27 protein-coding genes are annotated in these 25,323 nt (G+C 62.9%); 18 read left to right on the plus strand and 9 right to left on the minus strand.

All coding sequences use genetic code 11. The features are described from left to right. Positions 1–52 precede the first annotated feature (52 nt). The 7 genes from BMX27_RS10800 (at position 53) to BMX27_RS10830 (ending at position 4,156) form a co-directional block, all read left to right on the plus strand. Positions 53–487 (plus strand): hypothetical protein, encoded by a 435-nt coding sequence (locus BMX27_RS10800; RefSeq protein ID WP_143056811.1) that lies wholly within the window; start codon positions 53–55, stop codon positions 485–487. 9 nt (positions 488–496) lie between these two features. Beyond that, positions 497–889, plus strand: a complete 393-nt coding sequence (locus tag BMX27_RS10805; RefSeq protein ID WP_090159841.1) for a rhodanese-like domain-containing protein — start codon at positions 497–499, stop codon at positions 887–889. Positions 890–941: 52 nt separating this feature from the next. Then, the gene (gene galE, locus BMX27_RS10810; protein WP_090160012.1) at positions 942–1,955 is read left to right on the plus strand and encodes a UDP-glucose 4-epimerase GalE; all 1,014 of its coding nucleotides are present in this window, start codon (positions 942–944) and stop codon (positions 1,953–1,955) included. A gap of 147 nt (positions 1,956–2,102) precedes the next feature. Next, on the plus strand, positions 2,103–2,591 hold the full coding sequence (locus BMX27_RS10815; protein WP_090159842.1) for a hypothetical protein: 489 nt from the start codon (positions 2,103–2,105) through the stop codon (positions 2,589–2,591). A 3-nt stretch (positions 2,592–2,594) separates the two neighbouring features. Next, complete coding sequence (locus BMX27_RS10820) at positions 2,595–2,996, plus strand: phage holin family protein (RefSeq protein WP_256212476.1); 402 nt, start codon at positions 2,595–2,597, stop codon at positions 2,994–2,996. Further along, positions 2,986–3,564: a DUF3618 domain-containing protein gene (locus BMX27_RS10825; RefSeq protein ID WP_090159843.1), complete on the plus strand. Its 579-nt coding sequence runs from the start codon at positions 2,986–2,988 to the stop codon at positions 3,562–3,564. The genes BMX27_RS10820 and BMX27_RS10825 overlap by 11 nt, the downstream gene beginning before the upstream one ends. Position 3,565: 1 nt before the next feature. Then, positions 3,566–4,156, plus strand: coding sequence for a hypothetical protein (locus tag BMX27_RS10830; RefSeq protein ID WP_090159844.1), 591 nt, complete (start codon positions 3,566–3,568; stop codon positions 4,154–4,156). A gap of 46 nt (positions 4,157–4,202) precedes the next feature. Here the strand turns inward: BMX27_RS10830 and BMX27_RS10835 are convergent, their stop codons facing one another. Further along, positions 4,203–4,934 (minus strand): Crp/Fnr family transcriptional regulator, encoded by a 732-nt coding sequence (locus tag BMX27_RS10835; protein ID WP_090159845.1) that lies wholly within the window; start codon positions 4,932–4,934, stop codon positions 4,203–4,205. 215 nt (positions 4,935–5,149) lie between these two features. Between BMX27_RS10835 and otsB the strand changes: the two genes are divergently transcribed. The 3 genes from otsB (at position 5,150) to BMX27_RS10850 (ending at position 8,305) form a co-directional block, all read left to right on the plus strand. After that, positions 5,150–5,914 (plus strand): trehalose-phosphatase, encoded by a 765-nt coding sequence (gene otsB / locus BMX27_RS10840; protein WP_090159846.1) that lies wholly within the window; start codon positions 5,150–5,152, stop codon positions 5,912–5,914. Beyond that, complete coding sequence (locus tag BMX27_RS10845; protein ID WP_090159847.1) at positions 5,911–7,278, plus strand: alpha,alpha-trehalose-phosphate synthase (UDP-forming); 1,368 nt, start codon at positions 5,911–5,913, stop codon at positions 7,276–7,278. The genes otsB and BMX27_RS10845 overlap by 4 nt, the downstream gene beginning before the upstream one ends. Before the next feature lie 100 nt (positions 7,279–7,378). After that, complete coding sequence (locus BMX27_RS10850; RefSeq protein ID WP_090159848.1) at positions 7,379–8,305, plus strand: VOC family protein; 927 nt, start codon at positions 7,379–7,381, stop codon at positions 8,303–8,305. Here the strand turns inward: BMX27_RS10850 and BMX27_RS10855 are convergent. Then, the gene (locus tag BMX27_RS10855; RefSeq protein WP_090159849.1) at positions 8,302–10,416 is read right to left on the minus strand and encodes a transglycosylase domain-containing protein; all 2,115 of its coding nucleotides are present in this window, start codon (positions 10,414–10,416) and stop codon (positions 8,302–8,304) included. The two genes, BMX27_RS10850 and BMX27_RS10855, sit on opposite strands and share 4 nt — an antisense overlap. A 257-nt stretch (positions 10,417–10,673) precedes the next feature. Here BMX27_RS10855 and BMX27_RS10860 point away from each other — a divergent pair, with 257 nt between their 5' ends. The 4 genes from BMX27_RS10860 (at position 10,674) to dgcA (ending at position 14,493) form a co-directional block, all read left to right on the plus strand. After that, positions 10,674–11,012, plus strand: coding sequence for a P-II family nitrogen regulator (locus tag BMX27_RS10860; RefSeq protein WP_056035349.1), 339 nt, complete (start codon positions 10,674–10,676; stop codon positions 11,010–11,012). 31 nt (positions 11,013–11,043) lie between these two features. After that, positions 11,044–12,375: an ammonium transporter gene (locus BMX27_RS10865; RefSeq protein WP_090159850.1), complete on the plus strand. Its 1,332-nt coding sequence runs from the start codon at positions 11,044–11,046 to the stop codon at positions 12,373–12,375. 111 nt (positions 12,376–12,486) lie between these two features. Next, positions 12,487–13,488, plus strand: coding sequence for an N-acetyltransferase DgcN (gene dgcN / locus BMX27_RS10870; RefSeq protein WP_090159851.1), 1,002 nt, complete (start codon positions 12,487–12,489; stop codon positions 13,486–13,488). Between the two features lie 51 nt (positions 13,489–13,539). Further along, positions 13,540–14,493, plus strand: a complete 954-nt coding sequence (gene dgcA, locus BMX27_RS10875) for an N-acetyl-D-Glu racemase DgcA (protein ID WP_090159852.1) — start codon at positions 13,540–13,542, stop codon at positions 14,491–14,493. On the opposite strand, the gene BMX27_RS10880 is transcribed toward dgcA, so the two are convergent. Beyond that, positions 14,490–16,391, minus strand: coding sequence for a tetratricopeptide repeat protein (locus BMX27_RS10880; RefSeq protein WP_090159853.1), 1,902 nt, complete (start codon positions 16,389–16,391; stop codon positions 14,490–14,492). The genes dgcA and BMX27_RS10880 overlap by 4 nt on opposite strands. Positions 16,392–16,506: 115 nt before the next feature. Between BMX27_RS10880 and BMX27_RS10885 the strand changes: the two genes are divergently transcribed. The 3 genes from BMX27_RS10885 (at position 16,507) to BMX27_RS10895 (ending at position 18,869) form a co-directional block, all read left to right on the plus strand. After that, complete coding sequence (locus BMX27_RS10885) at positions 16,507–17,367, plus strand: D-amino-acid transaminase (protein WP_090159854.1); 861 nt, start codon at positions 16,507–16,509, stop codon at positions 17,365–17,367. An 87-nt stretch (positions 17,368–17,454) separates the two neighbouring features. Continuing rightward, positions 17,455–18,000, plus strand: a complete 546-nt coding sequence (locus tag BMX27_RS10890; protein ID WP_090159855.1) for a cytochrome b — start codon at positions 17,455–17,457, stop codon at positions 17,998–18,000. Continuing rightward, positions 18,000–18,869, plus strand: a complete 870-nt coding sequence (locus tag BMX27_RS10895; protein ID WP_090159856.1) for an NAD(P)H-hydrate dehydratase — start codon at positions 18,000–18,002, stop codon at positions 18,867–18,869. Before BMX27_RS10890 ends, BMX27_RS10895 begins: the two co-directional genes overlap by 1 nt. On the opposite strand, the gene BMX27_RS10900 is transcribed toward BMX27_RS10895, so the two are convergent. The 4 genes from BMX27_RS10900 to BMX27_RS10915 form a co-directional block, all read right to left on the minus strand. Continuing rightward, positions 18,866–19,201 carry a DUF3140 domain-containing protein gene (locus BMX27_RS10900; RefSeq protein WP_090159857.1) on the minus strand — a complete coding sequence of 112 codons (336 nt, stop codon included), beginning with the start codon at positions 19,199–19,201 and terminating at the stop codon, positions 18,866–18,868. The two genes, BMX27_RS10895 and BMX27_RS10900, sit on opposite strands and share 4 nt — an antisense overlap. A 22-nt stretch (positions 19,202–19,223) precedes the next feature. Beyond that, positions 19,224–20,447 carry a Coenzyme F420 hydrogenase/dehydrogenase, beta subunit C-terminal domain gene (locus tag BMX27_RS10905; protein ID WP_090159858.1) on the minus strand — a complete coding sequence of 408 codons (1,224 nt, stop codon included), beginning with the start codon at positions 20,445–20,447 and terminating at the stop codon, positions 19,224–19,226. Between the two features lie 134 nt (positions 20,448–20,581). Continuing rightward, the gene (gene mbfA / locus BMX27_RS10910) at positions 20,582–21,559 is read right to left on the minus strand and encodes an iron exporter MbfA (RefSeq protein WP_090159859.1); all 978 of its coding nucleotides are present in this window, start codon (positions 21,557–21,559) and stop codon (positions 20,582–20,584) included. A 58-nt stretch (positions 21,560–21,617) separates the two neighbouring features. Further along, positions 21,618–22,337: an NYN domain-containing protein gene (locus tag BMX27_RS10915; protein WP_056035744.1), complete on the minus strand. Its 720-nt coding sequence runs from the start codon at positions 22,335–22,337 to the stop codon at positions 21,618–21,620. A gap of 176 nt (positions 22,338–22,513) precedes the next feature. Between BMX27_RS10915 and BMX27_RS10920 the strand changes: the two genes are divergently transcribed. Beyond that, positions 22,514–23,368, plus strand: coding sequence for a DUF4394 domain-containing protein (locus tag BMX27_RS10920; RefSeq protein ID WP_371260123.1), 855 nt, complete (start codon positions 22,514–22,516; stop codon positions 23,366–23,368). An 850-nt stretch (positions 23,369–24,218) separates the two neighbouring features. Here BMX27_RS10920 and BMX27_RS10925 read toward each other — a convergent pair. Both BMX27_RS10925 and BMX27_RS10930 read right to left on the minus strand, forming a co-directional pair. Then, positions 24,219–24,731, minus strand: a complete 513-nt coding sequence (locus BMX27_RS10925; protein ID WP_177172707.1) for an ImmA/IrrE family metallo-endopeptidase — start codon at positions 24,729–24,731, stop codon at positions 24,219–24,221. Positions 24,732–24,763: 32 nt separating this feature from the next. After that, complete coding sequence (locus BMX27_RS10930; RefSeq protein ID WP_090159862.1) at positions 24,764–25,132, minus strand: transcriptional regulator; 369 nt, start codon at positions 25,130–25,132, stop codon at positions 24,764–24,766. Between the last annotated feature and the right edge of the window lie 191 nt (positions 25,133–25,323).

Raw genomic sequence — 25,323 nt, forward strand, 5'->3', positions numbered from 1 at the left:
CCTTGCATGGCACCGCGCGAGAAAGCACAACGTTGCAAAACGAGGGATGATGATGACGGAACGGAAAAAGGCACCGCTGTGGTTCAGCGTGACGATCATGCTGGGATTGCTGTGGAACGTGTTTGGCGTGATCCAGTTTCTGGGCGGCATGGGTCGCACCGCCGATGATTATGTGTCGCAGGGCATGACCGCTGCACAGGCTGCGCTGATGGCGAACCAGCCACGCTGGGTCGAGGCGGCCTTTGCGCTGGGTGTCCTGTTCGGTGTGATCGGCTGCATCCGCGTGCTGCAACGCGCGCAGGGCGGGGTGGTCCGGTTTGCGCTGTCCGTCGTGGCGCTGTGCGTGATGATCGCGGGCAATGCCGCCTACGGCCTGTTCGCCGTCATGGGGCCGGAACGGCTGGCCACGATGCTGTTCACGCTGATGGTGGCGCTGATCCTGCTGGGCTGTGCCGCCTACGCCCGTCGCCACGACATCATTCCATAGGGGGCTGACATGGCCATTACGCCCGTCGCAGACATGGTTGCCGCCGCCCGCGCGCGGATCACGCAGATCCCGGCGACCGAGGCCCTGACCCTGACCGACGACCCTGACGTGGTGTTCGTCGACTTGCGCGATGTGCGCGAACGCAGGAACGGCTATGTCCCCGGTAGTTTCCACTGTCCGCGTGGCATGGCTGAATTCTGGGTCGATCCGGCCAGCCCGTATCACAAGGATATCTTTGGGCAGGACAAACGGTTCGTTTTCTACTGCGCCTCGGGTTGGCGGTCGGCGCTGACGGTTGCGACCTTGCAGGACATGGGGTTCGTTGCGTCCCACATCACCGAAGGGTTCGGCGGCTGGACCGCCGCCGGCGGCCCGGTGGCACACCCCGAACCGCGCGATTGAACTGCGGCCTGTGACCGCCTAAACCACGCTTCATACGACACGAGGGGTCATGATGCGCGTATTGGTCACCGGCGGGGCAGGCTACATCGGTAGCCATACATTGATCGAACTGCTGGGGCAGACGCACGAGGTCTGCGTGCTGGACAATTTCACGAACGCGAAACCCGTTGTCCTTGACCGGGTGCGCAGCCTGACCAACGGTAAGGTGTCCTGCGTCACCGGCGATATCCGTGATGCATCCGCACTTGATGCTGTGATGACTGATTTCGCGCCCGAGGCGGTGATTCATTTCGCGGGTCTCAAGGCCGTGGGCGAAAGCGGGCGCAAACCCGTCGACTACTACGACGTGAACGTGGCGGGCACATTGGCCCTGCTGCATGCGATGGACCGGCACGGTGTGCGGCGCATCATCTTTTCCAGTTCTGCCACAGTCTATGGCGAACCCGAATACCTGCCCTACGACGAGGCGCACCCAACCAACCCGATGTCGGTCTATGGCCGCACAAAACTGATGGCGGAACACGTGCTGACCGACTGGGCAGCGGCCAACAGTCAGGCCAGCGCCGTGTTGCTGCGATATTTCAACCCCGTGGGGGCCCATGCTTCGGCCCGGATGGGCGAGGACCCGGCCGATTATCCCAACAACCTGATGCCGTTCATCGCACAGGTTGCCGTGGGCAAGCGCGATCAGTTGCAGATCTTTGGCGATGATTACGACACGGCCGACGGCACGGGGGAACGCGATTATATCCATGTGGTCGATCTGGCCCGCGCTCATGTCGCGGCACTCGACTATGCGGCCGGGCACACGGGTGCACGCGCGTTCAACATCGGCACCGGTCAGCCCTACAGCGTGATGCAGATGGTGACCGCCTTTCGCCGCGCCTCTGGGCAGGCGATCCCCACGTCCATCGCCCCGCGTCGTCTGGGCGATATCGCGAAAATGCAGGCGGATGCGTCGCGTGCGCAGGCCGAACTGGGATGGCAGGCCACGCATACGCTGGACGACATGGCCGCCAGCACCTGGGCCTGGCAAAGCGCGAACCCTGACGGCTACGGCGACTGAACCTGCCATAGTCTTACCATCGTGACATTCGGTCGCAGGACGCAGGAACATTCCTGCGCCCCGCGCATTGTATCCACAATGAATGTTTCGTGAGGACGACGTGACCGCCCGGCGGTCATGCGCTCGCGCAGCCGAAAGGATAGTACGATGGCAGACGCCAAAACAGAGATCGATGACGCCGTGAACGACGCCAAGGCCCAGGCCAAGAGCGTGGTAGAGGACGTCAAGGAACATGCCAAATCCGTCGCAGAAGATGCGCGCGAAACGGTCAAGTCCGAAGTTACTGCCCGCGCCAAGGCCGCCCGCAGTGCGGCCGCAGGCGAGGTGAACAACGTCGCCGCAGCCCTGCGCCGCGCCGCTGACGAAAGCCGCGACGGCAGCCCGCAGGAACGCACCTTTGGACAAATTGCCAATTCGCTGGCAGATGTGTCCGAAACCATCGGCAACAAGGATCTGGGAACGGTTGTCAGCGACGCCGGCAATTTTGCACGGCGTCATCCACTGACATTCCTCGCCGGTGCCGCACTGGCTGGTTTCGCCATCAGCCGCTTTGCCAAGGCGTCCGAACGTCACGACGACTACGGCACGGACTATGGGCGCGACACTGATCCCGACGATATCGTCGGTCGGGGGTAACCCATGCAGACATCCAAGGACCCGCGCAGTACAGGTTCGCTGCTGTCCGACGTATTGAACAGCATCGGCAACCTGTTGCGCCAAGAGGTCGACCTGGCCCGCGCCGAGGTTGACGAAAACCTCAAACGCGCAGCCCGCGCGCTCGCGCTGATTGTCGTCGGGCTGGTACTTTTGTTCATCGCCTTGACCGTTCTGGTCACCACTGCCGTCAGTGCCCTGGTGCTGGCGGGCGTGGCCGAAATACTGGCGACGCTGATCATCGGTGTCATCACGCTGGTGGCTGCGGTCATCTTTGCCGTAATCGGGGTCAAGCGTCTGAAGCTGGCCAGCCTCGCACCTTCGCGTGCGGCACGGAACATCAAACGTGATGCCGCGATGATGAAGGAGGCCTACAATGACCGCTGACAATCGCACCCCGGCCGAAATCGAAAAGGAAATCGAGGCAGAGCGCGCGCGCCTGACCCGCGATCTGGACGCCTTGCAGGATCGGCTGACCGTCGATGGCCTGATGGACGAGGTGCGCCAGCAGGTCCGCAGCCAGATCGACGAGCTGCAACGCAGCCTGCGCGGTCAGGTGGTCGAGGTGACGGGCGTGGTCGGTGCCGAACTGCGCACGCAGTTGACGCGGGCCGGAACGACCATTTCCAGAACCACGCGCAAGAACCCTTGGCCGCTTGCGGTGACGGGACTTGGCCTTGCCTGGCTCGCCTACAGCGCGTTGAAACCCGAACCCAAACGCCGCGTCGGCTATGCGCCGACCAAATCCGCGCCAGTGCGCGGCGTGACGGATTATGACCTGTCGCCTGCGGATATGGCGGCGGCTGAACTGGAGCGCGATGCGGACCGCTGGGCCCGCGATACAGCGGCCCTGGGGGTCGCACCGACACCGATACAGGATCCGCGCCCGTCCTGGGCGCGTGCCGATGATGAACTGACGACGCGCAGCAACGCTGGCGCGACAGAAAGGAACTGACATGACCGATACACGTCCCACCCCCGCAATGGTGCCCGGCACCCCCGGCGACACCGCATCTGACACCAACAGCCGCATCGACGATCTGCGGCACCGTCTGGCCGAAGGCACCGAACATCTGTCCGAGGCGGCCCGCGCCCGTGTGGTCGCGGCCCGCGAACGCGCCATCAGCGCCCAACGCAGCGCACGCCGTGCGATGCACGACGGGTCGGATGCGGCGACCGATCTGTTCGACCGGCAACCGCTGGTGATCGGCGCATTGGCCTTTGCGCTGGGTGCCGCCGTTGCGGCACTCTTGCCCAAGACGCGCACCGAAAATTCCTATCTGGGCGCGCAGCGCGATGCCCTGATGGACGAGGCCGAGCGCATTTTTCAGGAGGAAAGCAGCCGCGCCCGCGCCGCGCTGGACACGGCGCAGACCGAAATGACATCAGCGGCACGCGATGTGACAGACACGGCAGCCCGTGCGGCACGATCCGCCGTCGATGACGCGGCAGAGGCGGCCAAGGATGCCGCACACGAGGTCGAAACCAAGGCGCGATCTTCGGCCAAAGAGGTCAAGGCCAAGACAAAATCTGCGGCCAAACACTAAGCCGCGAAAAAAGGGGCGCTGCGGATGACCGCAGTGCCCCTTTTCTTTATCCAGCCCAGCTGAAATCGACCGCCGAGAAACGATCCTTGTAGTCCAGTTGCGCAACCCATGCCGCCTTGTCGATGATCCTGAAATAGGGCCGCGCAATTTCCAACGCGCCGCGTTTTTGCAGGTTTCGCAACAGCCGGTTCACATAGATATCCGTCAGGCCCAGAACGTCGCCAATCTCTTTTTGTGACAGCGGCATGGGGAATCGGTCCGATCCCTGCTCGCTGACCTGATCGGTCTTGGCCTGCACGGTCAGCAGGAAATGCATCAGACGATCTTCGGCGGAATAGCGGGTCACCGCATGCAGCCGGTCCAGCAGCGTCACGGAATCAAGGCTCGCCATCGACAGCAGCATTGCAAAGATTCGCGGGTTTGTGCGCGCAAGGTCGCCCAGTCGTTTGCGACTGATCAGACTGACGGTGCCATCGGTCTGCATCGTGGTCTGGTACAGCGCGCTGCTGAAACCCAGTTCCGACAATCCGACCACTTCGCCCGCCATGAACAGCTGCGCGATGGTCGTCTGGGAACCCGACATGATGCGTGTGATTGCAAGACCCGACCGGATGATCGCAATGCGGTCGTCGGGTGATCCGGGCGCGAAAACGGTCTGGCGTTTGGCCAGTTGGGTCGGGTTCTGTTCCAGCGCCGCGAGTGCCGCACGGTCGGACAACGACAGCTCTGCAAGATGGGTCATCCGCGTCAGGAACGCGCTTTGTCCAGAAGTTTTCATGATTTTCGAATCCAGTATATCGGCTGGCCACCGCGAAAACGGCGACTGGCGGGGGCAATCTCTTAAGCGTGTTGTAGGCAGGGCAAAAGTGTCACGGTATTAACTAGATTAAACTGGTCTAGCTTTTTTGCAGGATCGATGGTTGACGTTGCGGCAGTTAACGCCCTGGTGATCGGGTGCGGCATCTGGTCATCTGGGATCAAGGGGGGCATGGTGTGGTCAAATCCCCAGCGACTGCGACCGATTCCATGACCGAACTCGCCACGCTCGACCTGCGCAGGCTCTATCTGTTTCTTGATTTCGACGGCACGTTGGTCGACCTTGCGCCGACACCTGATGCAATCCATGTCCCCGACGATTTGCCGACGCTCTTGGCGGGTCTGCATGACCGGACGCAGGGACGGCTTGCAATCGTGTCAGGCCGCGAGGTGGCGCAGATCGCGCATTTTCTGCCGACGTTTCCCGGTGCAATCTATGGCGCGCACGGGGCGGAATCCCGGGTGGAGGGCGTCGACCGGCCCCATCCTTTGGCGGGCAGCGCGACGGTGGCCGCCGTGCAGGCCGCCGCCGCCGATCTGGTCGCGACCGATCCGGCACTGCTGCTGGAACGCAAGAAAACGGGCGCTGTCGTGCACTACCGCGCGGCCCCGACCAAGGGGTCGGCGGTCCGGGCTGCACTGTCGGACATGATCGCAGGCCATCCTGATCTGGTCCTGCACGCGTCGAAAATGGCTTGGGAAATCCGGCCTGCCGACGCGTCCAAGGCCGGTGCCGTGCAGGCCTTGATGGACGGGCAGCCCGATGACGTCCGACCCGTGGTGATCGGTGATGACACAACAGACGAAGAAGCGATGGAGGTCGCCCAGACCATGAACGGAATTTGTATCAGGGTAGGCGAGGGTGACACCATCGCCCCGCACCGATTGGATGCACCGTCGGATGTTCACGCGCTGTTGCGGCGCTGGGCTGTGCAGCCATGACCGGGCGGCTGGTCGTCGTCTCGAACCGCGTCCCGTCTGACGGGCCGCCGTCCGGGGGATTGGTTGTTGCGCTGCATGATTGTCTGCGGGCAACGGGCGGGCTGTGGTTCGGCACCTCGGGTCGGATCACCGATGATCCCGACGACAGCTTTGCCCAGGTGCAGGGTGACGGCTACACCATGCGGACCTTTGACCTCAGCCCGGCCGAACAGCAGGGCTATTATCTGGGCTATGCCAATTCGGTGCTCTGGCCGCTCTGTCACCGCAGGGCGGACCTGATGGCGCTGAACGCGGGCGACTACGACACCTACATGCAGGTGAACCGGCGACTGGCGCGGATGATGGCGGCAGAACTGCGCCCCGATGACCGCATCTGGATTCACGACTATCACTTCCTGCCGCTGGCCGATTGCCTGCGCGCCGAAGGCGTCACCGCGACCATCGGCTATTTTCATCACATCCCGTTCCCCGCGACACACGACATGATGGCCCTGCCGCAGCATGACCTGTTTCCGCGCTGGATGGCGGGGTTCGACCTGTTCGGCCTGCAAACGCAGCGCGACGTGGCCGCGGCACTGGAAATGCTGCGTGGCCTGCCGGGGGCCGAGCTGCTGCGCGACGGCACGATTTCCTATCGCGAGCGCCGGTTCGAGGTGCGCAGCTTTCCCATCGGGATCGACGCCGCGGCCTTTGCCGAAGAGGCCGCCCGGATCGACGGTCGCGCACTGCTGAACTTTGCCCCCGACGAACGGCTGGTAATCGGGGTCGACCGGCTGGATTATTCCAAGGGGCTGGATAACCGCTTGCGCGCCTTTGGCCGTTACCTGCGTGACCGCGCCGAGGATGCGCCCAAGGCGTCGCTGCTACAGATTGCGCCACCCACGCGCGAAGAGGTCGATGCCTACCAGCAGATCCGCGAGGATCTGGAACGCACCGCCGGCAAGGTCAACGGCCTGCATTCCGATCTGGGATGGACGCCCATCCGCTATATCCACAGCGGCGTGCCGCGTGACACGCTGGCCGCCGTTTACCGTGCCGCAGATGTGGGGTTCGTCACGCCGTTCTGCGACGGCATGAACCTTGTGGCCAAGGAATTCGTCGCCGCACAGGACCCGGATGACCCCGGCGTGCTGATCCTGTCGCAGTTTGCGGGGGCCGTGGAACAGATGGCCTCTGCGCTGATCGTGAACCCCTATGACATCGGGGAAATGGCACGGGCGCTGCGGCAGGCACTGGCCATGCCGCTGGAGGAACGGATCGACCGGCATCAGGCGCTGGCGCGGGGTGTGTTCCGCAAGGACGTCGCCCATTGGACGCGCAGCTACCTTGATACGATGGACCGCCTCTCGGCCGCGCGGGCCTGATCCGTCTGTGCATCCCTGCACAATTTCTGAGGGCCCATCGACCTGTGCGGATGCGCAATCGCAGGCTACCTATCTTGCAACCTAGCACAGGAGCACGACCATGCTGACCCAGATCAAAGGCCTGCACCACGTCACGTCCATCGCGTCTGACGCCGCGCGCAACAACGCGTTCTTTACGGACGCGCTGGGCCTGCGCCGCGTGAAAAAGACGGTCAATTTCGACGCGCCGGATGTCTATCATCTGTATTATGGCGACGAGGTCGGCACCCCCGGCACGGTCATGACCCATTTCCCGTTTCAGCGCGCCGCGCGCGGCACCCCGGGCGTGGGCGAGGTCGGTGAAACCGTGTTCGCCGTGCCCGCGGGATCGCTCGATTTCTGGGCCGATCGGTTGGCGGGGCGTGCCGAAAACCTGGCGCGTGACACGCAGTTTGGCGAAAACCGCTTGACCTTTCGCAGTGACGACGGCGAGGCATTCGCCCTGTCAGAGGCGGCGGATGATCCCCGGACCCCCTGGACCGGGAACGGCGTCGGATCCGACCATGCGATCCGCGGATTCCGGGGTGCGTCCATGCGGTTGGCCGACACGGGTGCCATGGTCGAACTGCTGACCTACATGGGCTATGAAAAACTGGACACCCGCGACGGTGTGACCCGCTATGTCATCGCGGGCGACAATCCCGCCGATACCATTGATCTGGTGCAGGCCTCGGGTGTGCAAGAGGCGCGGGCCGGGGCCGGATCGGTCCACCACATCGCATTCGCGGTCGAGGATCGCGCAGCACAGGTCGCGGTCCGTCAGAAACTGATCGACACGGGCTATGCCGTCACGCCTGTGATCGACCGGGACTATTTCTGGGCGATCTATTTCCGCACCCCCGGCGGCGTCCTGTTCGAAATCGCCACGAATGAACCCGGCTTTGACCGCGACGAGGACACGGCAAACCTTGGCGAGGCGCTCAAGCTGCCCAGCCAGCACGAGCATTTGCGCGCGCAGCTGGAACAGCATTTGCAGCCGCTGGGTTAATTGCCGCCCAGCCCGCCCAGGATATTGTCCAACACGTTCAGGATCTGGCTATCCGCCGCGATCCCCGAATTGGACAGGGTGCCATTGCGGGCCGGGCCGGGGATGTCCATGGGCAGCGGCTTTGGCTGCTGCCCGGCGACCACACGCCGCATCGTGTCGCGGAAAATGTCCGCGGGAATGCCGCCGCCCGTGACGCCCCGCATGGGGCTGTTGTCATCGAACCCCATCCAGACGCCCACGACGTAATCCGCGTTGAACCCGATGAACCAGGCGTCGCGCTGGCTGTTCGTCGTGCCGGATTTGCCGGCCAGTTCCCAGCCGTCGATCTGCGCGCGCGTGCCCGTGCCGCGCACGACGACCTGATTCATCATGTAGGTCAGCTGTCGCGCCGCGCGTTCTTGGATCACCCGTTCCTGCATGCCCGTGCCCACGTTGTCCATCAACGGGGCATCGTCCCCCTGCAACCGCAGGTCCAGCAACCCGTAGGGTTCCACCGCCGACCCGCCGTTCAGGATGCCCGCATAGGCCCCCGACATCTCGATCAGGGTGCTTTCGGATACACCCAGCGCCAGCGCAGGCCCCGCGGCCAATTCGCTGTCGATCCCGAATCCTTCGGCAACCTGGCTGACCAGCTCGCGGCCGACCTCTTCGGACAGGACGACGGCGGGGATGTTCCGGCTTTCGTACAGGGCCTGTGACAGTGTCACCGGACCCTTGAACTGGCGGTCATAGTTTTCGGGCTGCCACGGCCCCGATCCGGGGATCGTGATGGTCAACGGCACGTCGTCGATCAGGTCATTGGGCGAAAACCCAAGGTCCAGCGCCGTTGCATAGATGAACGGTTTGAACGCCGATCCGGTCTGACGGCGGGCCTGTGTCGCGCGGTTGAACGCACTTTGCGCGCGCACATCGCGTCCACCGACCATAGCGCGCACGGCACCATCCGCCGACATGACGACCACGGCTGCCTCGACTTCTGACCCTTCTGACAGTTTGGTGTCGAACACCGACAGCAGTGCGGTTTCCGCAGCCGTCTGGATGTCCTGGTCCAGCGTGGTGCGGATCACCACGTCCTCAGTCGTGTTGCGAGTGAAGAAATCCGGCCCCTGTCCCATGACCCAATCGGCGAAATATCCGCCCGCACGGGCCTGTGCCGCCTGCGACAGCTGCGCTGGATTGGCCAGCGCCTCATCCGCCTGCGCGGATGTGATATAGCCTTGATCCTCCATCAGGCCGACGACGACCGCCGCGCGGTCCACGGCGCGGCCCATGTTGTTGGTCGGCGCATAGGATGACGGTGCCTTGAGCAGTCCGGCCAACATCGCGGCCTCTGCCGGATCGACGCTGCGTGCGGATTTGCCGAAATAGCGCTGTGCTGCGGCCTCGAACCCGCGCGCGCCTTCGCCCAGATAGGCGCGGTTGATGTAGATCGACAGGATTTCCTCTTTGGAATAGCGGACCTCCATGCCCATGGCATAGATCGCCTCCTTGACCTTGCGCCAGATCGTCGTGCGGCGGCAGTCTGCCTCGTACGCGCGCTCGCTGTCCCAAGTGTCGGGGTCGAACGGCACGCCCAGACATAACAGCTTTGCGGTCTGCTGCGTGATCGTGGACCCGCCGTTGCCCGACAGCGGCCCGCGTCCCTCGCGCAGGTTGATGCGCACGGCACTGGCCACGCCGCGCGGGCTGATCCCGAAATGACGATAGAACCGGCGGTCCTCGGTCGCGACCACGGCATCGTGCAGGTAGGGCGACACTTCTTCTGCGGTGACCATCCCGCCGTATTGATCGCCGCGCCAGGCGAACACGTCGCCATTGCGGTCCAGCAGGGTCACCGACCCGCGCGTGCGGCCATCCACCATGTCCTCGATCGGGGGCATTTGTGCCGCAAAGAACAGGACGGCGAGTGCGATACCGATGGCAGTGACAACGCCCAGTCGCATCGTCAGCCGCCAGATCAGGCGCAGCGTCCAGGTTAATGGAAATAGCAACCAGCCCACCAGACCGCGTTTCTTGCGGGGGCGCGGGGTTGCATTGCGCTTTGCGGGCTTGGGCTTTGCCGCCCGGCGTTCCGCCACCAAAGGGCGCGATGTCTTGCGATTCTTGCTCATGGGCCTGCGATCAGCATTTCTTGGTTTTGCTTACCATAGCGGTCCGCAACCCGGTTGTCCCGCCAGCATCGCATATTTTTGAGGTGCACAAAAAACGGGCAAAGATACAAATTTGTGCAAAAACTATAACGCATGCTCTGTAGCGCCGTTTTATTTACCCTTTGAAAACTTGGCTATCACGCAACCGCGAGTCCTTGATCGTCCCATCCTAACCGCGGGCCCCTGCGTGGCCTGCCCCATTACATGAGGGCGATTAAGTGAAACTCATCATTGCAACGATCAAACCGTTCAAGCTGGAGGAGGTCCGCGAGGCGCTGACCACCATCGGCGTGCGCGGCATGATGGTCTCCGAGATCAAGGGCTTCGGCTCGCAGTCGGGTCACACCGAAATCTACCGCGGCGCGGAATACGCCGTGAACTTCGTGCCCAAGGTCAAGCTCGAGATCGTCGTGCCTGACAACATGGCCGAACAGGTGGTCAGCACCATCGCAACCACCGCCAAGACCGACAAGATCGGTGACGGCAAGATTTTCACCCTCGACGTCGAAGGCGCGCTGCGCGTCCGGACCGGCGAGTTGAACGACGACGCGCTGTAAAGCGGCCTTCAGTAAAGGGACATTTTCCGAAATGAAAACCACACTTCACAAAGCACTTTGGGGCGGGGCCGCACTGGCATTCCTGCCCGCGGTTGCCTTCGCTCAAGAGGTCGCCGAAGAAGCCGCCGCCGCGCCGTCGTTCGACGAAATCGGCCCCTATATCATGACCACATTGCTGTTCCTCGTGGGCGGCTTTCTGGTATTCTGGATGGCAGCAGGTTTTGCCATGCTCGAGGCTGGCCTCGTGCGGTCCAAGAACGTGACGATGCAGCTGACCAAGAATATCGCGCTGTTTTCCATCGCGGCCATCATGTACTGGCTGGTCGGTTTCAACCTGATGTATCCGGGTGAATTCAACGGCTACTTTGCGTTCAACTTTGTGCCGACGGTTCTGGAACCCGTTGGTCTGGCCGCTGCCGACGCATCGCTGGATTACGCATCTGTCGCATCCGACTTCTTCTTTCAGCTGATGTTCGTTGCCGCCACCGCATCCATCGTGTCCGGTGCCCTGGCCGAACGGATCAAACTGTGGCCCTTCCTGATTTTCGTGATCGTGCTGACCGGCTTCATGTACCCGATCTCGGGTTCCTGGCAGTGGGGTGGCGGCTGGCTGTCCGAAATGGGCTTCTCCGACTTTGCAGGTTCCACGATCGTGCACTCTGTCGGTGGTTGGGCTGCATTGGCTGGCGCGCTGATCCTGGGTCCGCGTATCGGCAAGTACAAGGACGGCCGCACTGTTCCGATGCCCGGTTCCAACCTCGCACTCGCAACACTGGGTACGTTCATCCTGTGGCTGGGTTGGTTCGGCTTTAACGGTGGTTCGCAGCTGGCTGCTGGCACCGTGGGCGACATCACCGACGTGGGTCGTATCTTTGCCAACACCAACATGGCCGCATCGGCTGGTGCCGTCACCGCGCTGATCCTGACGCAGGTCCTGTACAAGAAGGTCGACCTGACCATGGTCCTGAACGGCTGTCTTGCCGGTCTGGTGTCGATCACGGCCGAACCCCTTGCACCGTCCCTGTTCGGCTCGCTGCTGACGGGTGCTGTGGGTGGCGCAATCGTCGTGTTCACCGTGCCGCTGCTGGACAAGCTGAAGATCGACGACGTCGTCGGTGCCATCCCCGTTCACCTGTTCGCAGGTATCTGGGGTACGCTGGCAGTTGCCTTCTACACCGGCAACTGGGGCGCACAGATCACGGGCATCATTGCCTACGGTGTGTTCACATTCGTGGTCGCCGGCATCGTCTGGTTCATCCTCAAGGCCGTGACCGGCATCCGCGTCAGCGAAGAGGCAGAGATCAACGGTCTCGACACCTCCGAGCTGGGCATGGAAGCCTACCCGGATTTCGCAAAGGGTTAATCCTCCCCTCTAACCCTTGCATTCCTGACCCGGGCGTTCGCGCCCGGGTTTTTTGTTTTTCAAGCCGCAAGCACTGTGTCAGACAGAGACCAACCTCCACAGGATATCATCATGATCAACACGCCATACCTCTTGTTTCTGGGCGATGCGCCCGACCCGCTGGCGGCCAAGGTCGCACAGGGTATCCGTGACTGGCGCCCGCAATACGCGTTGGGTCAGTTGCGCCTGGACGGCTGTCAGGCCGACATGAAACTGCCCGACATGACACTGACCGAGGGTCGCGCCGCCGGCGCGCAGACGCTGGTGATCGGCGTGGCCAACCGGGGCGGCAAGATTTCTCCATTGTGGAAATCGGTCCTGCTCGACGCGCTTGCCGCTGGCTATGATCTGGCGTCCGGCCTGCATAACCTGCTGCGCGACGACGCCGATCTGGTCGCCGCTGCAACAGCGCACGGCCGCACCTTGCATGATGTGCGCGTGCCAACCGTCGCCTACCCGATCGCCAACGGCGTAAAACGTAGCGGCAAGCGCTGCCTTGCCGTAGGCACGGATTGTTCGGTGGGCAAGATGTACACCGGCCTCGCCATGGATGCCGAGATGAAGGCGCGCGGCCTGAAATCGTCGTTCCGCGCCACCGGTCAGACCGGAATCCTGATCACGGGCGAAGGTGTGCCGCTGGATGCCGTGGTCGCCGATTTCATGGCCGGTGCGGTCGAATGGCTGACGCCAGATAACGACCCCGATCACTGGGACCATATCGAAGGGCAGGGCAGCCTGTTCCATATCAGCTATTCCGGTGTGACGATGGCGCTGGTCCACGGTGGCCAGCCCGACGCGCTGGTGCTGTGCCACGAACCCACCCGACCCCACATGCGCGGGCTGCCGGACTATGCAGTGCCGCAACTGTCGGACCTGCGCGATCTGGCGTTGCAGATTGCGCGCATGGCGAATCCTGCCTGTCAGGTGGTGGGTATTTCGGTGAATACCTCCGGGCTGGGCGACGATGTGTTCGAGGATTATCTGGCCGGTGTCGAACGTGAATTGGGCCTGCCGACTGTCGATCCGTTCCGTCAGGGTGCCGATCGTCTGGTCGACGCGTTGCTGGCGCTGTGATGGAATTTGCTGCGCAAATCCCATGCCTCCGGCAGGAGTATTTGGGGCAAGATGATGCTTGAGGTCTCGCGGGATACCTTCCGGTTGGCGCAGGTCTTTACGATCTCGCGCGGGTCACGGACCGAGGCACAGGTGCTGACCGTGCGCGCGGGCGACGGCTGGGGTGAATGCGTGCCCTACGCGCGGTATGACGAGAAGCTGGACAGTGTCACCGCGCAGATTGCGGGATTGCCCGAGGGGATCAGCCGCGCGGACCTGCAGGACGCCTTGCCCGCCGGGGCCGCGCGGAACGCGGTGGATTGTGCGCTGTGGGATCAGGCGGCGAAACAGGCGGGCGTGCGGGTCTGGGACCTGATCGGGCAGGCCGCACCCGCGCCTGCCGTCACCGCCTATACGCTGTCGCTGGATACGCCCGATGCGATGCAGGCGCAGGCCGCCAAGAATGCACACCGCCCGCTGCTGAAGATCAAGCTGGGCACCCCCGACGACATGCCACGGCTGGAGGCGGTACGCCGTGGCGCGCCCGACGCGCGGATCATCATCGACGCGAACGAGGGGTGGACGGCAGAGGTCTATGCCGACCTCGCACCGCATCTGCTGCGCCTTGGCGTGGCAATGGTGGAACAGCCGCTGCCCGCCGGGGCCGACGACATGCTGGGCGAAATCGCGCGCCCCTTGCCCGTTTGCGCCGATGAGAGCTGCCACGACCGCGCGTCGCTGGCGGGGCTGGCAGGCAAATACGACATGGTGAACATCAAGCTGGACAAGACCGGCGGGCTGACCGAGGCGCTGGCGCTGAAGGATGCGGCACTGGCGCAGGGGTTCAGCGTGATGGTCGGCTGCATGGTCGGGTCGTCGCTGGCCATGGCCCCCGCGACGCTGCTGACGCCGGGTGCGGCGTTCGTCGACCTCGACGGTCCGCTGCTGCTGGCCGAGGACCGCCCGGTGCCGCTGGTATTCGACGCCGACGGCGTGCATGCGCCGGACGCGGGGCTGTGGGGCTAGGGGTGCAGCTTGGCGAGGATGTGGTCGCGCAGGCGGGTGGCTTTGTTGTGGTTGTAGGGCGTGTGTTCTGCTGAAAAGACGGTCAAGGCCTCGTCAACGTGGGACAATGCCGTTTTCAGATGGTCTATCGCCGCGCTGCCGTCGGTCAGCCCGGCCCAAGCTTTTAATGCATTCGCCAGATTTTGCTGCGTAATAGCCCAGTCCAGTGGCATGCGGTTTTGGGTCCGCTCCGTCAGTGCGGCGCGGTAGGCGGTGACGGCCTGTTTCAGCAGGTCGGCGTCGCTGGCGCGGCTGCCGAGGGTTGCGAGCGCATTGCCAAAGTTGTTTTGCGTCATGGCCCAGTCCAGCGGCACGCGGTCTTGGGTGTATTCCGTTAGTGCGGCGCGGTAGGCGGTGACGGCCTGTTCCGGCAGGTCGGTGTCGCTGGCGCGGCTGCCGAGAATAAGCAACGCATTGCCAAGGTTGTTTTGCGTTCCGGCCCAGTCCAGCGGCACGCGGTCTTGGGTCTGTTCCGTCAGGGCGGCGCGGTAGGCGGTGACGGCCCGTTCCAGCAGGTCGGTGTCCATAGCGCGGGTGCCAAGGTTTCGCAGCGCATTGCCAAGGTTGTTTTGCGTCATGGCCCAGTCCAGCGGCACACGGTCTTGGGTGTACTCTGTCAGCGCAGCGCGGAAGGCGGTGACGGCCTGTTCCAACAGGTCGTTGTCGCTGGCGCGTTCGCCGAGTATTGCGAGCGCAATGCCGAGCTCATTGCCCGCGGCACCACGCTGGTCTGCATTCTGTGCGAGAGTGAGGCGGCGCTGTGCGAGGGCAATCCCGACTTCGAGGTCGAATGACAGCCCCCGGTCGCGGCCGCGTTCGTACCAGACGATCCACTCTGTCCACATCGCGTTAAACTGCTCGACCTGCGCGCCGCCCTCTGCCGTGATCCGCGCGACCAGTAGGTCGGCGAGAACACCGGCGTTGCGGGCCAGCGTCGCCTTGGCAATCGCGTTGTTAACCAGTTGCGCGCGGGCCTGTTCCTCGCGCAAGATGCGGTCGGCGCTGTCGGCGAGGGCGTTTTGCATATGGGCAAGGGCCGCGTCCAGTTCGCCCGCGTCTGACAGGCGGTCCGCCTCTGCCACGATGGCGTCGACCTCTGACGGCAGGTTCGACGGGGCAGGGCTGTTTGCCGCCACCTCCAACGCGCGTTCTAGGCCGCGCAGGGCACCGTCGAAATCCTGTGGTGAGCCTTCGGCATAGCGTTTCGCCATTGCGATCAGCAGTTTTTCATTCTGCGCCATGCGTTTGATGTCGTAAGACAGGCCTGCGTCGCCGCGCACCTCTGCCGTCAGTTGCGCGATCATCGCCTTCATCCCGGCGGTCTCTTCGCGCAGGGCCGCCGTGTCGGATTTGATTGCAGCGCCTTGCGCCAGCAAAACACCCTGACTGCGCAGCAGCGCGCTGACTCCCTCTGCCGTAAAGGCCTGCGCAGAATTGCCGTCGCGCAGCACCCGTGCTGCTGACACCAACGTTAGCCGCAGGGCTAGGCGCACGCCGTCCGTTTCCGCCGCCAATGCACTGCCGAACGCGGCCTGTGCCAGCACCGCGCCAGGATCATCGGTGGCAAAAGCTGTCACCATGGTGTGCGCGTCCAGCGCGACCGCACCGCGCCCGCCGCGCAGATACTCAGACACCACCTCTGCATCGGCATCGGTAATCGCGCCTTCGGCAAACAGCGCGGCTGTTGTCCGGTCACGGGCCTTGTGCAGGGTACGCCTGTCGGACAGTGACCATTTTTCGGCGCCCATTGTCAGCAACACGGCGGCGGGCACCGTCGCAGCCCCGACGCCGGCGGCGGCAATCCCCGCTGCGGCAAGGCAAAATTCGGTCCCGTGCTGGGCAAGTAAAGTGCGGCTCATCTTTCCCCCTGACACGGTGATGTTAACCGCAGGAAACGGGCTGCGACAACCGCCCCCTCTGGACAAGACCCTTCACTCTTTGGATAACCACCGGGCACCAGCGAAAGGCCCGCCCATGACCCGCACCGTTTATCTGAATGGCGATTACCTGCCCGAACACGAGGCCAAGGTTTCGATCTTTGACCGCGGGTTCCTGATGTCCGACGGGATTTACGAGGTGACCAGCGTGCTGGATGGCAAGCTGATCGATTTTGACGGTCACGCGGTGCGGCTGCAACGCTCGCTGGATGAACTGGACATGGCCCATCCGTCGTCCAAGGATGACCTGCTCGAGGTGCACCGCGAACTGGTGCGCCGCAACGAGATCACCGACGGGATGATCTATCTGCAGATCACGCGCGGCAATCCCGGCGACCGCGACTTTGCCTATCCGCCCGCCGATACGCCGCCCACACTGGTGCTGTTCACGCAGGCGAAACCCGGCATGGCCGACAGCCCGATGGCGCAAACGGGCATGAAGGTGATCAGCATTGCCGACCAGCGCTGGGGGCGCCGCGACATCAAGACGGTGCAACTGCTGTATCCGTCCATGGGCAAGATGATGGCCAAGGCGGCGGGCGCGGATGACGCCTGGATGGTCGAGGACGGTCACGTCACCGAAGGCACGTCCAACAACGCCTATATCGTCAAGGGTAACACGATCATCACGCGCCACCTGGGCAACGAGATCCTGCATGGCATCACCCGTGCCGCTGTCCTGCGTTTCGCCCGCGAGGCCCAGATGAAGGTCGAGGAACGCAGTTTCACGATTCAAGAGGCGCTGGAGGCCGACGAGGCATTCATCACATCGGCCAGTACATTCGTCATGCCCGTGGTGGAACTGGACGGCACGGCGATCGGCACCGGCACCCCGGGGCCTGTCGCGACCCGTCTGCGCGAAATCTATCTGGAAGAAAGCCGCAAGGCCGCCGTCTGATTTTTGCCGACACGACGGACGGTTCCAAATCGTGCATTGTCGAATGGTCCTTGCCCACTATCCTTGATCCAGAGCAAGGAGGCCAAGATGGCGACGATCAAGGATACACCGACCCGCTACGGCGTCATTTCCCGCGTTCTGCACTGGGGCATGGCCCTGCTCTTTGCGGCGCAATTCGCTTCGGCTGCGGCCCGCGCCCTGCTGGAACGCGAAAATGCACTGCGCGAAACCCTCTGGAGCTATCACACCAACCTTGGTGCGACGCTTTTTGTCTTGGTCGCGCTGCGCGGCATATGGGGTCTGCTGAACATACCCAACCGTCCGCCGCACAGCGGTGCGGTCGGCACCGCTGCGGTGGCTGGTCACGTCGCGATCTATGTGCTGATGTTTCTGGTGCCGTTTACGCGCCTGCTGGCATCGGCCGGCAGCGAACGTGGCTTCAGCTATTTCGGCATTCCGATTTTCCCGGCGCGCGAAACTGAAATCGCCTGGATGCAAATCCCGGCCAATTGGCACGGTGAAATGGGTTGGCTGCTGCTTGCCCTCATCGCAGGGCACATCGCCATGGCGATCGTCTGGCACGGGATCATCCAAAAGGATCACACGCTGCAACGCATGACCGGCGGCCATTGATGACGGCAGGGTTGCCTGACCTTGAGACATTCCGGATCACGGCGGATCATCGCGACCGGCTGGCAAAGTCGGGCCATCGCCACAAGTTCGATTATGGTCACGTGGTCGTCGGCGCTGGCCCTGCGTTGCGGGGTGGGGCCGCGCGGCTGGCAGCGCGCGCCGCGCTGCGGATCGGTTCAGGGCTGGTGACTGTGCTGGCACACCGGGATGCTGCCGATGCGCATGCCGCGCAACTGAACGCGATCATGCTGCAGACCTACGATCAAACGCCACGTTTCGCAGGGCAATTGGCGGTCCTTTCGCCTGATGCAATCTGCGTTGGTCCCAATTTCGGGACGTCGGTCACGGCGCGCGAGAAACTCAACGTGGTCCTGTCGCAGAGCGTTCCGCTTTGCCTTGATGCGGATGCGATCACCATGATCGCCCAGGATCGTCAGGCGTTTTCGGCGCGCACCTCGGATCGGGTCGTTCTCACACCCCACGCCGGGGAACTGCGCCGACTGATCCCCGGCGCGTTTGACCGGACCGATTGCCGGGTGACGCTGGCCCGGACCGCTGCGCGTGACCTTGGCTGTGTCGTCCTGTTCAAAGGTCCGGACACGCTGGTTGCACAGCCGGACGGCACCTGTGTCGTCGTCAGCTCTGACGGGATCCCGCATGCCGCATGGCTGGCGACCGCTGGCGCTGGCGATGTGCTGGCCGGGTTCATCACGGGTTTGCTCGCACGTGGGTTTGCGCCAGCCTGTGCTGCGGCTCTCGGCGCGCACCTTCACTTGCAGTGTGCCGCCATCGTGGGTCCAGGCCTCGTGTCAGAGGACTTGCCAGATGCGCTGCCACGCGTCCTTTCGGCCATGCTGTCAGAGCCTTAGTCTTCCAGCGGATCGTGCCCCCAATTCATCAGGCTATAGCGCCAATCGGAATGTGCGACATTATTGTCCGGCCCCCCCAGTGAGAGGTGACGTTTGACGTAGCCCACGACCTTGGCCATGTGGTCCCACTGGTCGTCCGTCAGCGCGTCCTTGTTGGTACGTTTGATCTCGACGATGCGACGACCGGATGCGTGGCCGGTGCTCTCGCCGCTATCGCTGTCACCGACTGATTTGCTCTCGTCTGTCTTCAGCCAGTCTTCCAGCTCTTGCGGTGCCATATTGACCAGATCGCACCACTCGTCCCAGATCGTTTCCTTGGATTTTGATGACATGCCATTCTCCTGTGTTGCGGGATCAAGGCGTGCCGTCATCCTTTTGTTCCCCCGCCTGGGGTGTCAGGTCGTAGGGGGCGGCGATCCGCCAGACGTGACCGGGGATCATGTTCTTCATCTTGGCCGGTGCGGCCCGTCGCAGATGCAGGATCGATTCTGCGGCCTTCATCTCGAGCCGCGCGCGGGCGAATTCTAGCCCCTTGGGTCCGATGCGTGGCATCAGCCAGCCCATGACGGGGCGCAGCCAGTCCGGCATCCGGCGCAGCGGCAAACCGCCCGCAGCCAGCCGCGTATTCGCGATGAACCCCGCCACGGAACTGCGCCGCTTGCCCCGCGACCCCGGTGCCGCCAATTGCACGGCATCCCCCAGACCTGCCAGCATCTCTGCCCCACGCGCGTTGCGCACGATCAGCCATTGTTCGCCTTCACCCGCCATGTAGCCGACGGTGATATCCGCCAAACGGTTCGTGTAGTCGACGCAGGTCCGGCAGGTCAGCGGGAAAAAATCATCCGGCAGATCCGAAATCGGCAGCTTCAGAAACGGGATCAAGCGACGGCTGTGGTCACGAAACCGCAGCTCTACATGGAAATCCGCGCGAAATTCCAGATAGGTCACCTCGTCCGGCCGGTCCGTCAGCCTGCCCAGGAAATCATGGAAATTGGCGGTTGTCGTGTTGTCCGAACAGGGCGTGCCGATGACATACAGCCTCTCCAGCCCCAGCCCCAGCCGCGCCTCGATCGCTCGCAGGGCATAGACCTGACAGGGTATGCCGACGACCGCGATTCGCCTGTGACCTGCCGCAATCGCGGGCTCCAGTGCGGCCAGCAGCGGCGCATAGCCCATGCGCATGCCGCGCGCGCGTATCAAGTCGTCCGGTTCGGTCAGGATTGCGGGCACCGGTGCCCAGCGATCCTCTGCGTCCGGGACACAGGCCAGCACCGCGTCCACTATGCCGCGCCGCAACAGATCAGCCGCCAGTGAGGTGGTAATCCCGGTCCATTGCGCCCCATCTCGCGGATGCACCATTGCGGCACGATACATCGCCTGCGTCACCCCAAAAAACGCCTCGTCCCCCGAATGTGCCGCATCACGCCCGTGAACCTGCCGTTCCAGGCGTGGATAATCGGGTGCGATGAACTGGCAGGCTGCCCCGCAGGCGCCGGGATCGGCCATCCGACTGACCCCGCAATCGGTGCAAAGGCTGCGGGGCGCGGCATCGCGCAGGGTGTCGGGTGTCATGTCCATCCGCAAACCTTGCCCCGCGCCGGGCCAAGTTGAAAGCCGCTCAGCATCATCTTGCCGAAAATACTCACAGGGCGCACAGCGCCCCCGCATTTTCGCGAAAATGCGGAACCGCCCGATTTTTCGCGAAAAATCGGCTATCCCGCCCCGATCAACGCACCCGCACCGAACACCAGCGCGCCGCCCAGAACCACCTGGAACGCCGCGCGCAGGAACGGCGTCTGCATATAGCGGTTCTGGATCCAGGCTATCGCCCAGAGTTCGACAAACACAACGATCATCGCGATGATCGTGGCCGTCCAGAAATCCGGGATCAGATAGGGCAGGGCGTGACCCAGTCCGCCCACAGTCGTCATGACGCCCGCCGCGATTCCACGCTTCAGCGGTGATCCCCGCCCCGAAATCTGGCCATCGTCAGACGCAGCCTCGGTAAAGCCCATGGAAATACCGGCACCGATACTCGCGGCAAGTCCAACCAGGAATGTCGTATGCGTATCCTGCGTCGCAAAGGCGGTGGCAAAGATCGGGGCCAGCGTGCTGACCGATCCGTCCATCAGGCCGGCAAGTCCCGGCTGCACCCATGTCAGCACGAATTGCCGGTGGGCTGCGGCGTCTTCCTCGCTCAGTGCCGTGGCACCCAGATTGTCGCGTGTCAGTTGGTCGGCGGTTTCGATATGGCCACTCTCTGCGGCGGCCAGATCTCCCAGCAGCCGCCGCGTCGCCGCATCCGTCGTTGCCTGCGCCGCGTGCGTGTAAAACCGTGCGGCATCCCGTTCCATCTGGCTGGCCTGCGCACGGATCGTTTCCAGTGGCAGATTGGCCGTCAGCCACACCGGGCGGCGCGCGTAGAACCCGGATACATGTTCGCGCCGGATCAGGGGGATCACCTCGCCGAACCGGTCGCGGTGCAGATCAATCAGCCGCCTGCGATGTCCATCCTCTTCGGCTGCCATTCCGTCGAACACGGCCGCGCTGGCCGGATAATCGGCGCGCAGCATCTCGGCGTAGCTGCGGTAGATCCGCCCGTCATCCTCCTCAGAGGAGATGGCAAGCGCCAGCACTTCCTGTTCGGTCAGATCGGCAAAACGGCGGCGCTGGTTGAAACCGGGTATCATGACGGCTCCTTGTTTAGAATAATTCTAAAATAGCCGAAATCCGCGCCTGCACAAGCCCTCAGTCCAGCCGGCGCACCTCCAGGTGGTTGCCCTGTCGCTGTGCCACCTCGAACCGGCCCGATTTGCGCAACAGGTCGGACAGCTTTGCGCTGCCATAAGTGCGGGGATCGAATTCGGGTGTCGCGCTGACCAGATATTGGCCCAGCTGCCCCAGCGTGTACCAATCCGCATCCGGATCGATCGACCGCATCGCAGCCAACACCAGCGGGATCACGTCCTGCGGGGCCTCTTTTGTTTCCCCCTTTGGGCCGTCGCTGGGGGTCGGGGTGGTCTCTGCCGTATCGCCCAGGTTCTCGACAAAGATGAACCGCTTGCACGCGCGCCGGAACGCATCCGGCGTCTTCTTTTGCCCGATCCCGTAAACATCCACCCCCTGTTCGCGGATCCGCGCGGCCAGCGACGTGAAATCACTGTCGGAACTGACCAGAACGAATCCCTGGAACCGGTCGGTGTGCAACAGATCCATGGCATCGATCACCAGTGCGATATCGCTGGAATTCTTGCCGGTGGTATAGGCCGGCGACTGCTGCGGGTTCAGCCCGTGTTCCAGCAACACCCGGTTCCATCCGGCCAGCTGGTTACTGGCAAAATCCCCGTAGATCCGCCGCACCGATGCCTCGCCAAAGCGCGCCACCTCCTCGAATATCGCGGCGGCATGTTTGGGGCTGGTGTTGTCGGCATCGATCAGCACGGCCAGCAGCGGGCGTTTGTCGGGCATTGGGTCATCCTCGTGTTTCACCCCAGACTTAGCGCAGGCGCGCAAAACCCGCCAGCCATCCGCAAAACGCATTGAAACAGAAAAATTCCCGCACTCTCTGAAACTCTTTCCGGCACCCTGACGTGGTTTCTCCAATCGCCGGCACAACCGTCGGCATAAACTTTGGGAAGAACACCATGACAATGAAAACGACAGCCATCGCCACAATCGCAGCCGCAACACTCGCAGGTCCGGCCTTTGCCGCGGCCCACGCCGGCACAATGGGCTATGCCCTGGCCGAGGACGGCGCGACGCTCGTCACCATGGCCGATATCGCAGCCCCCGGAGAGGTGCAGACCTTTGCGCTGGACACACCGCTGCGCGCCATCGCCTACCGCCCGGTTACGGGCCAGCTGCTGGGTTTCGCAGACGGCACGATCTATGACATCGACGCCACCACCGGCGCGCTGACCGATCTGGGTGCCACATTCGCGGACGACGCCATGATCGGCGAAGGTGCGGTTGCATTCGACTTCAACAACCAGATCGACGCCGTGCGCCTGGTGGGTGAGGACGGTGCGAACCTCGTCTATTTCCCCGAAGGTTTCGGTGACGCGGACGAGCGTGCGAATTCCGTCCTGCGCTTTACCGATGCGTTCTACCTGGACAGTGACGCAAACGCCGGCACGACGCCCGCCATCTTTGCGAACGCCTACACAAACGCGATCCCCGGCGCGACGGCAGAGTCGACAGCACAATACGCCATCGACGCAGGCACCGACGCGCTGGTCACACTGGCCAACAACGCGGGTGAGCTGGCAACCGTCGGCGCACTGACCCTGGACGGAGAGGCCGTTGACGTCACCGCCATGGGCGGCTTTGACATCGTGTCCGCGACCGAGGGCGACGACATGGCTTATGCCGTGCTGCAAACCGAAGGGTCCGAGACCGCAGGCCTCTACCTCGTGGACCTGACCTCGGGTGCCCTGACCAACCTCGCCGACCTCGGCATGGGCGGGTTCACCGGGTTTGCGGCCTCCAAAGGCATGTAACCTCCGACAGACGGACTTTCCCGGACCGTCCATCGGATGCAAAGACGCCCTCGGCCAGACTGGCCGGGGGCGATTTTGGTTTGGGGGTGAGGCGAAAAGGTGTATCAGTCGCCAACGGCCCATAACCGACCTTTGCGGCGTGACCGGGTGCTTTTCAACTTCAACGCTTCGATAGCGCAATCTGGAGACTCCGGCTTTTGCCACAGCGTCGGCTCGGCTCAAGTAATGCTTACACTAAATCAACACATCAGCCTGTGGCGACAAGTCTACGGGTTCTATAGAGTTGCACTGTTGAGAATTGTCGTGCCCAGCAAACGCTGCCACAGGGCACGACGCTCCCAACCGAAAAGGATTATTTCTTCTTGATGGTCTCTACCACGTGGGTCGACTTACGCTGCGTTGCCTTCTTGATTGTGGTGAAGCGGCCAGTCTTAGCACTGCGGCCAACTTTGAACGATTTCGATTTCATTTGTCCTGCTTTCATTAGTGCATTTAGGGTGGGAAGCGCGTTCATCGCGCCTCCCGTTGATCTTGGTGGGGTGTCTATTCTGGGATCAGAATAGGCCACGCCCGCAGCCCAAACGCTTTCGCGTAGAGCCGGGTGCCGGTCTTCGGGCACGTCCGCCAAGGGCGAAATACGTACCTGTATCCGGGCGGAGGGGGTGTGTGACGCTTGGTCATTGCACTCTCCACTTCGGGGCGTATCTTGCCTTTTGACCCATAATGCGCTAAGTGCAGTCCTGCTTAGGAGACTGATTTGCGCTACTGGGAGGCTCTGCATCGTCAAGCCCCTGGTGCACGATGAAGAAATCTGCGAGGAGGCTCGGGTGCCAACCTGAGCCTTCTTTCGTTAGCGCCACCCCCTCTTCGCAAGGTCATCGAGGCGATAGCTAGCGGCGGGTCGAGACACGCCGAAACGCTCTATTAGGTCCTCTGCGCTGTCGAGGAACGAGATGTGGCGGCTAGGCATCAAGAGCGTGCTTGCAAAGCGGTTTGCCTGCTTCTCGGCTGACCGATAAGGCTTGAGCTGCTCGTGCGACATCGCGCGCGCGAGCGGCTTGTCGGCATCGGTGTGAAGGAGGAGGTGGCCCAACTCGTGGGAGACTGTGAACCGGGCGCGCACCCCACCCGTGCAGGCCTCCTCATACACATCCTCGCGAATGCGAATGAACTGCCCCCTGGGGCAGGTCAGCCCCTCAGCGCCGTCCATCTCTGCGTGAGTGCAGATTTCAAAGCTGATCTCCTCAAACCGATTGGCCAGCAGTTTTTCGACAACATCAACAACTGGAAAATAGGCCACTTCCTCAAGCCGGAAGCTATTTCTAACGCTGTCAGCGGCAGCGTCCACCTGCGCCCAGCTCATAGCCGGAGCCCTGAAATCGTACATGTCACCCATTAGTCACATTCTCCCTTGCGGAGGATGGCGAGTATCTTCTCCAACTCGTCAGGGGACAGCGCATCCATCTTGGAACTCATTCGCCGGGCCATCAGCCCGGCGGCATCGCGCTCCAGCGGCGTCTGGGCCTCAATTGTGAATGCCTTCCGCGACCGGTCTGCGGCCCGGCGCATGGCATCGGCTGCATCGCTAGCAAGCTGGTATGCGGCGATGACAAGCTCTTCAAAGCCCAAGGGCGGACTTTTGGAGCCGCGCTCGACTGCGGAGATAAATGCCGACGACTTCTCAAGCCGATGAGACATGTCGTAGAGGCGTTCATCTTGATCAATTCTCAGCTTCCGCAGCTCCTTCCCGATTTCTGTGGTCATTGTTGGTCTCCTGAGGGTTCACTACACAATATGTGGTGTGCTGCTTGCGGTTTCAACCTTGTTGGTTAATTTTTGGAGCCGCGTAGGTTAACTTGGGGTCATTGGTGAAATTACAGCTGTCTCTGGAGCGAAGTACCGCAATCCGTCCAACCACCGCCCACAAAAAAAGCCCGGTCACACCGACCGGGCTT

The sequence above is a fragment of the Loktanella sp. DSM 29012 genome (genome assembly GCF_900110705.1).
GTDB lineage: Bacteria > Pseudomonadota > Alphaproteobacteria > Rhodobacterales > Rhodobacteraceae > Loktanella > Loktanella gaetbuli.

Excerpts from the sequence above, each read along its gene's own strand:
- BMX27_RS10800 (WP_143056811.1), top strand. The coding sequence starts at position 53 with ATGACGGAACGGAAAAAGGCACCGCTGTGGTTCAGCGTGACGATCATG.
- BMX27_RS10805 (WP_090159841.1), top strand. The coding sequence starts at position 497 with ATGGCCATTACGCCCGTCGCAGACATGGTTGCCGCCGCCCGCGCGCGG.
- galE (WP_090160012.1), top strand. The coding sequence starts at position 942 with ATGCGCGTATTGGTCACCGGCGGGGCAGGCTACATCGGTAGCCATACA.
- BMX27_RS10815 (WP_090159842.1), top strand. The coding sequence starts at position 2,103 with ATGGCAGACGCCAAAACAGAGATCGATGACGCCGTGAACGACGCCAAG.
- BMX27_RS10820 (WP_256212476.1), top strand. The coding sequence starts at position 2,595 with ATGCAGACATCCAAGGACCCGCGCAGTACAGGTTCGCTGCTGTCCGAC.
- BMX27_RS10825 (WP_090159843.1), top strand. The coding sequence starts at position 2,986 with ATGACCGCTGACAATCGCACCCCGGCCGAAATCGAAAAGGAAATCGAG.
- BMX27_RS10830 (WP_090159844.1), top strand. The coding sequence starts at position 3,566 with ATGACCGATACACGTCCCACCCCCGCAATGGTGCCCGGCACCCCCGGC.
- BMX27_RS10835 (WP_090159845.1), bottom strand. The coding sequence starts at position 4,934 with ATGAAAACTTCTGGACAAAGCGCGTTCCTGACGCGGATGACCCATCTT.
- BMX27_RS10845 (WP_090159847.1), top strand. The coding sequence starts at position 5,911 with ATGACCGGGCGGCTGGTCGTCGTCTCGAACCGCGTCCCGTCTGACGGG.
- BMX27_RS10850 (WP_090159848.1), top strand. The coding sequence starts at position 7,379 with ATGCTGACCCAGATCAAAGGCCTGCACCACGTCACGTCCATCGCGTCT.
- BMX27_RS10855 (WP_090159849.1), bottom strand. The coding sequence starts at position 10,416 with ATGAGCAAGAATCGCAAGACATCGCGCCCTTTGGTGGCGGAACGCCGG.
- BMX27_RS10865 (WP_090159850.1), top strand. The coding sequence starts at position 11,044 with ATGAAAACCACACTTCACAAAGCACTTTGGGGCGGGGCCGCACTGGCA.
- dgcN (WP_090159851.1), top strand. The coding sequence starts at position 12,487 with ATGATCAACACGCCATACCTCTTGTTTCTGGGCGATGCGCCCGACCCG.
- dgcA (WP_090159852.1), top strand. The coding sequence starts at position 13,540 with ATGATGCTTGAGGTCTCGCGGGATACCTTCCGGTTGGCGCAGGTCTTT.
- BMX27_RS10880 (WP_090159853.1), bottom strand. The coding sequence starts at position 16,391 with ATGAGCCGCACTTTACTTGCCCAGCACGGGACCGAATTTTGCCTTGCC.
- BMX27_RS10885 (WP_090159854.1), top strand. The coding sequence starts at position 16,507 with ATGACCCGCACCGTTTATCTGAATGGCGATTACCTGCCCGAACACGAG.
- BMX27_RS10890 (WP_090159855.1), top strand. The coding sequence starts at position 17,455 with ATGGCGACGATCAAGGATACACCGACCCGCTACGGCGTCATTTCCCGC.
- BMX27_RS10895 (WP_090159856.1), top strand. The coding sequence starts at position 18,000 with ATGACGGCAGGGTTGCCTGACCTTGAGACATTCCGGATCACGGCGGAT.
- BMX27_RS10900 (WP_090159857.1), bottom strand. The coding sequence starts at position 19,201 with ATGTCATCAAAATCCAAGGAAACGATCTGGGACGAGTGGTGCGATCTG.
- BMX27_RS10905 (WP_090159858.1), bottom strand. The coding sequence starts at position 20,447 with ATGGACATGACACCCGACACCCTGCGCGATGCCGCGCCCCGCAGCCTT.
- mbfA (WP_090159859.1), bottom strand. The coding sequence starts at position 21,559 with ATGATACCCGGTTTCAACCAGCGCCGCCGTTTTGCCGATCTGACCGAA.
- BMX27_RS10915 (WP_056035744.1), bottom strand. The coding sequence starts at position 22,337 with ATGCCCGACAAACGCCCGCTGCTGGCCGTGCTGATCGATGCCGACAAC.
- BMX27_RS10920 (WP_371260123.1), top strand. The coding sequence starts at position 22,514 with ATGACAATGAAAACGACAGCCATCGCCACAATCGCAGCCGCAACACTC.
- BMX27_RS10925 (WP_177172707.1), bottom strand. The coding sequence starts at position 24,731 with ATGAGCTGGGCGCAGGTGGACGCTGCCGCTGACAGCGTTAGAAATAGC.
- BMX27_RS10930 (WP_090159862.1), bottom strand. The coding sequence starts at position 25,132 with ATGACCACAGAAATCGGGAAGGAGCTGCGGAAGCTGAGAATTGATCAA.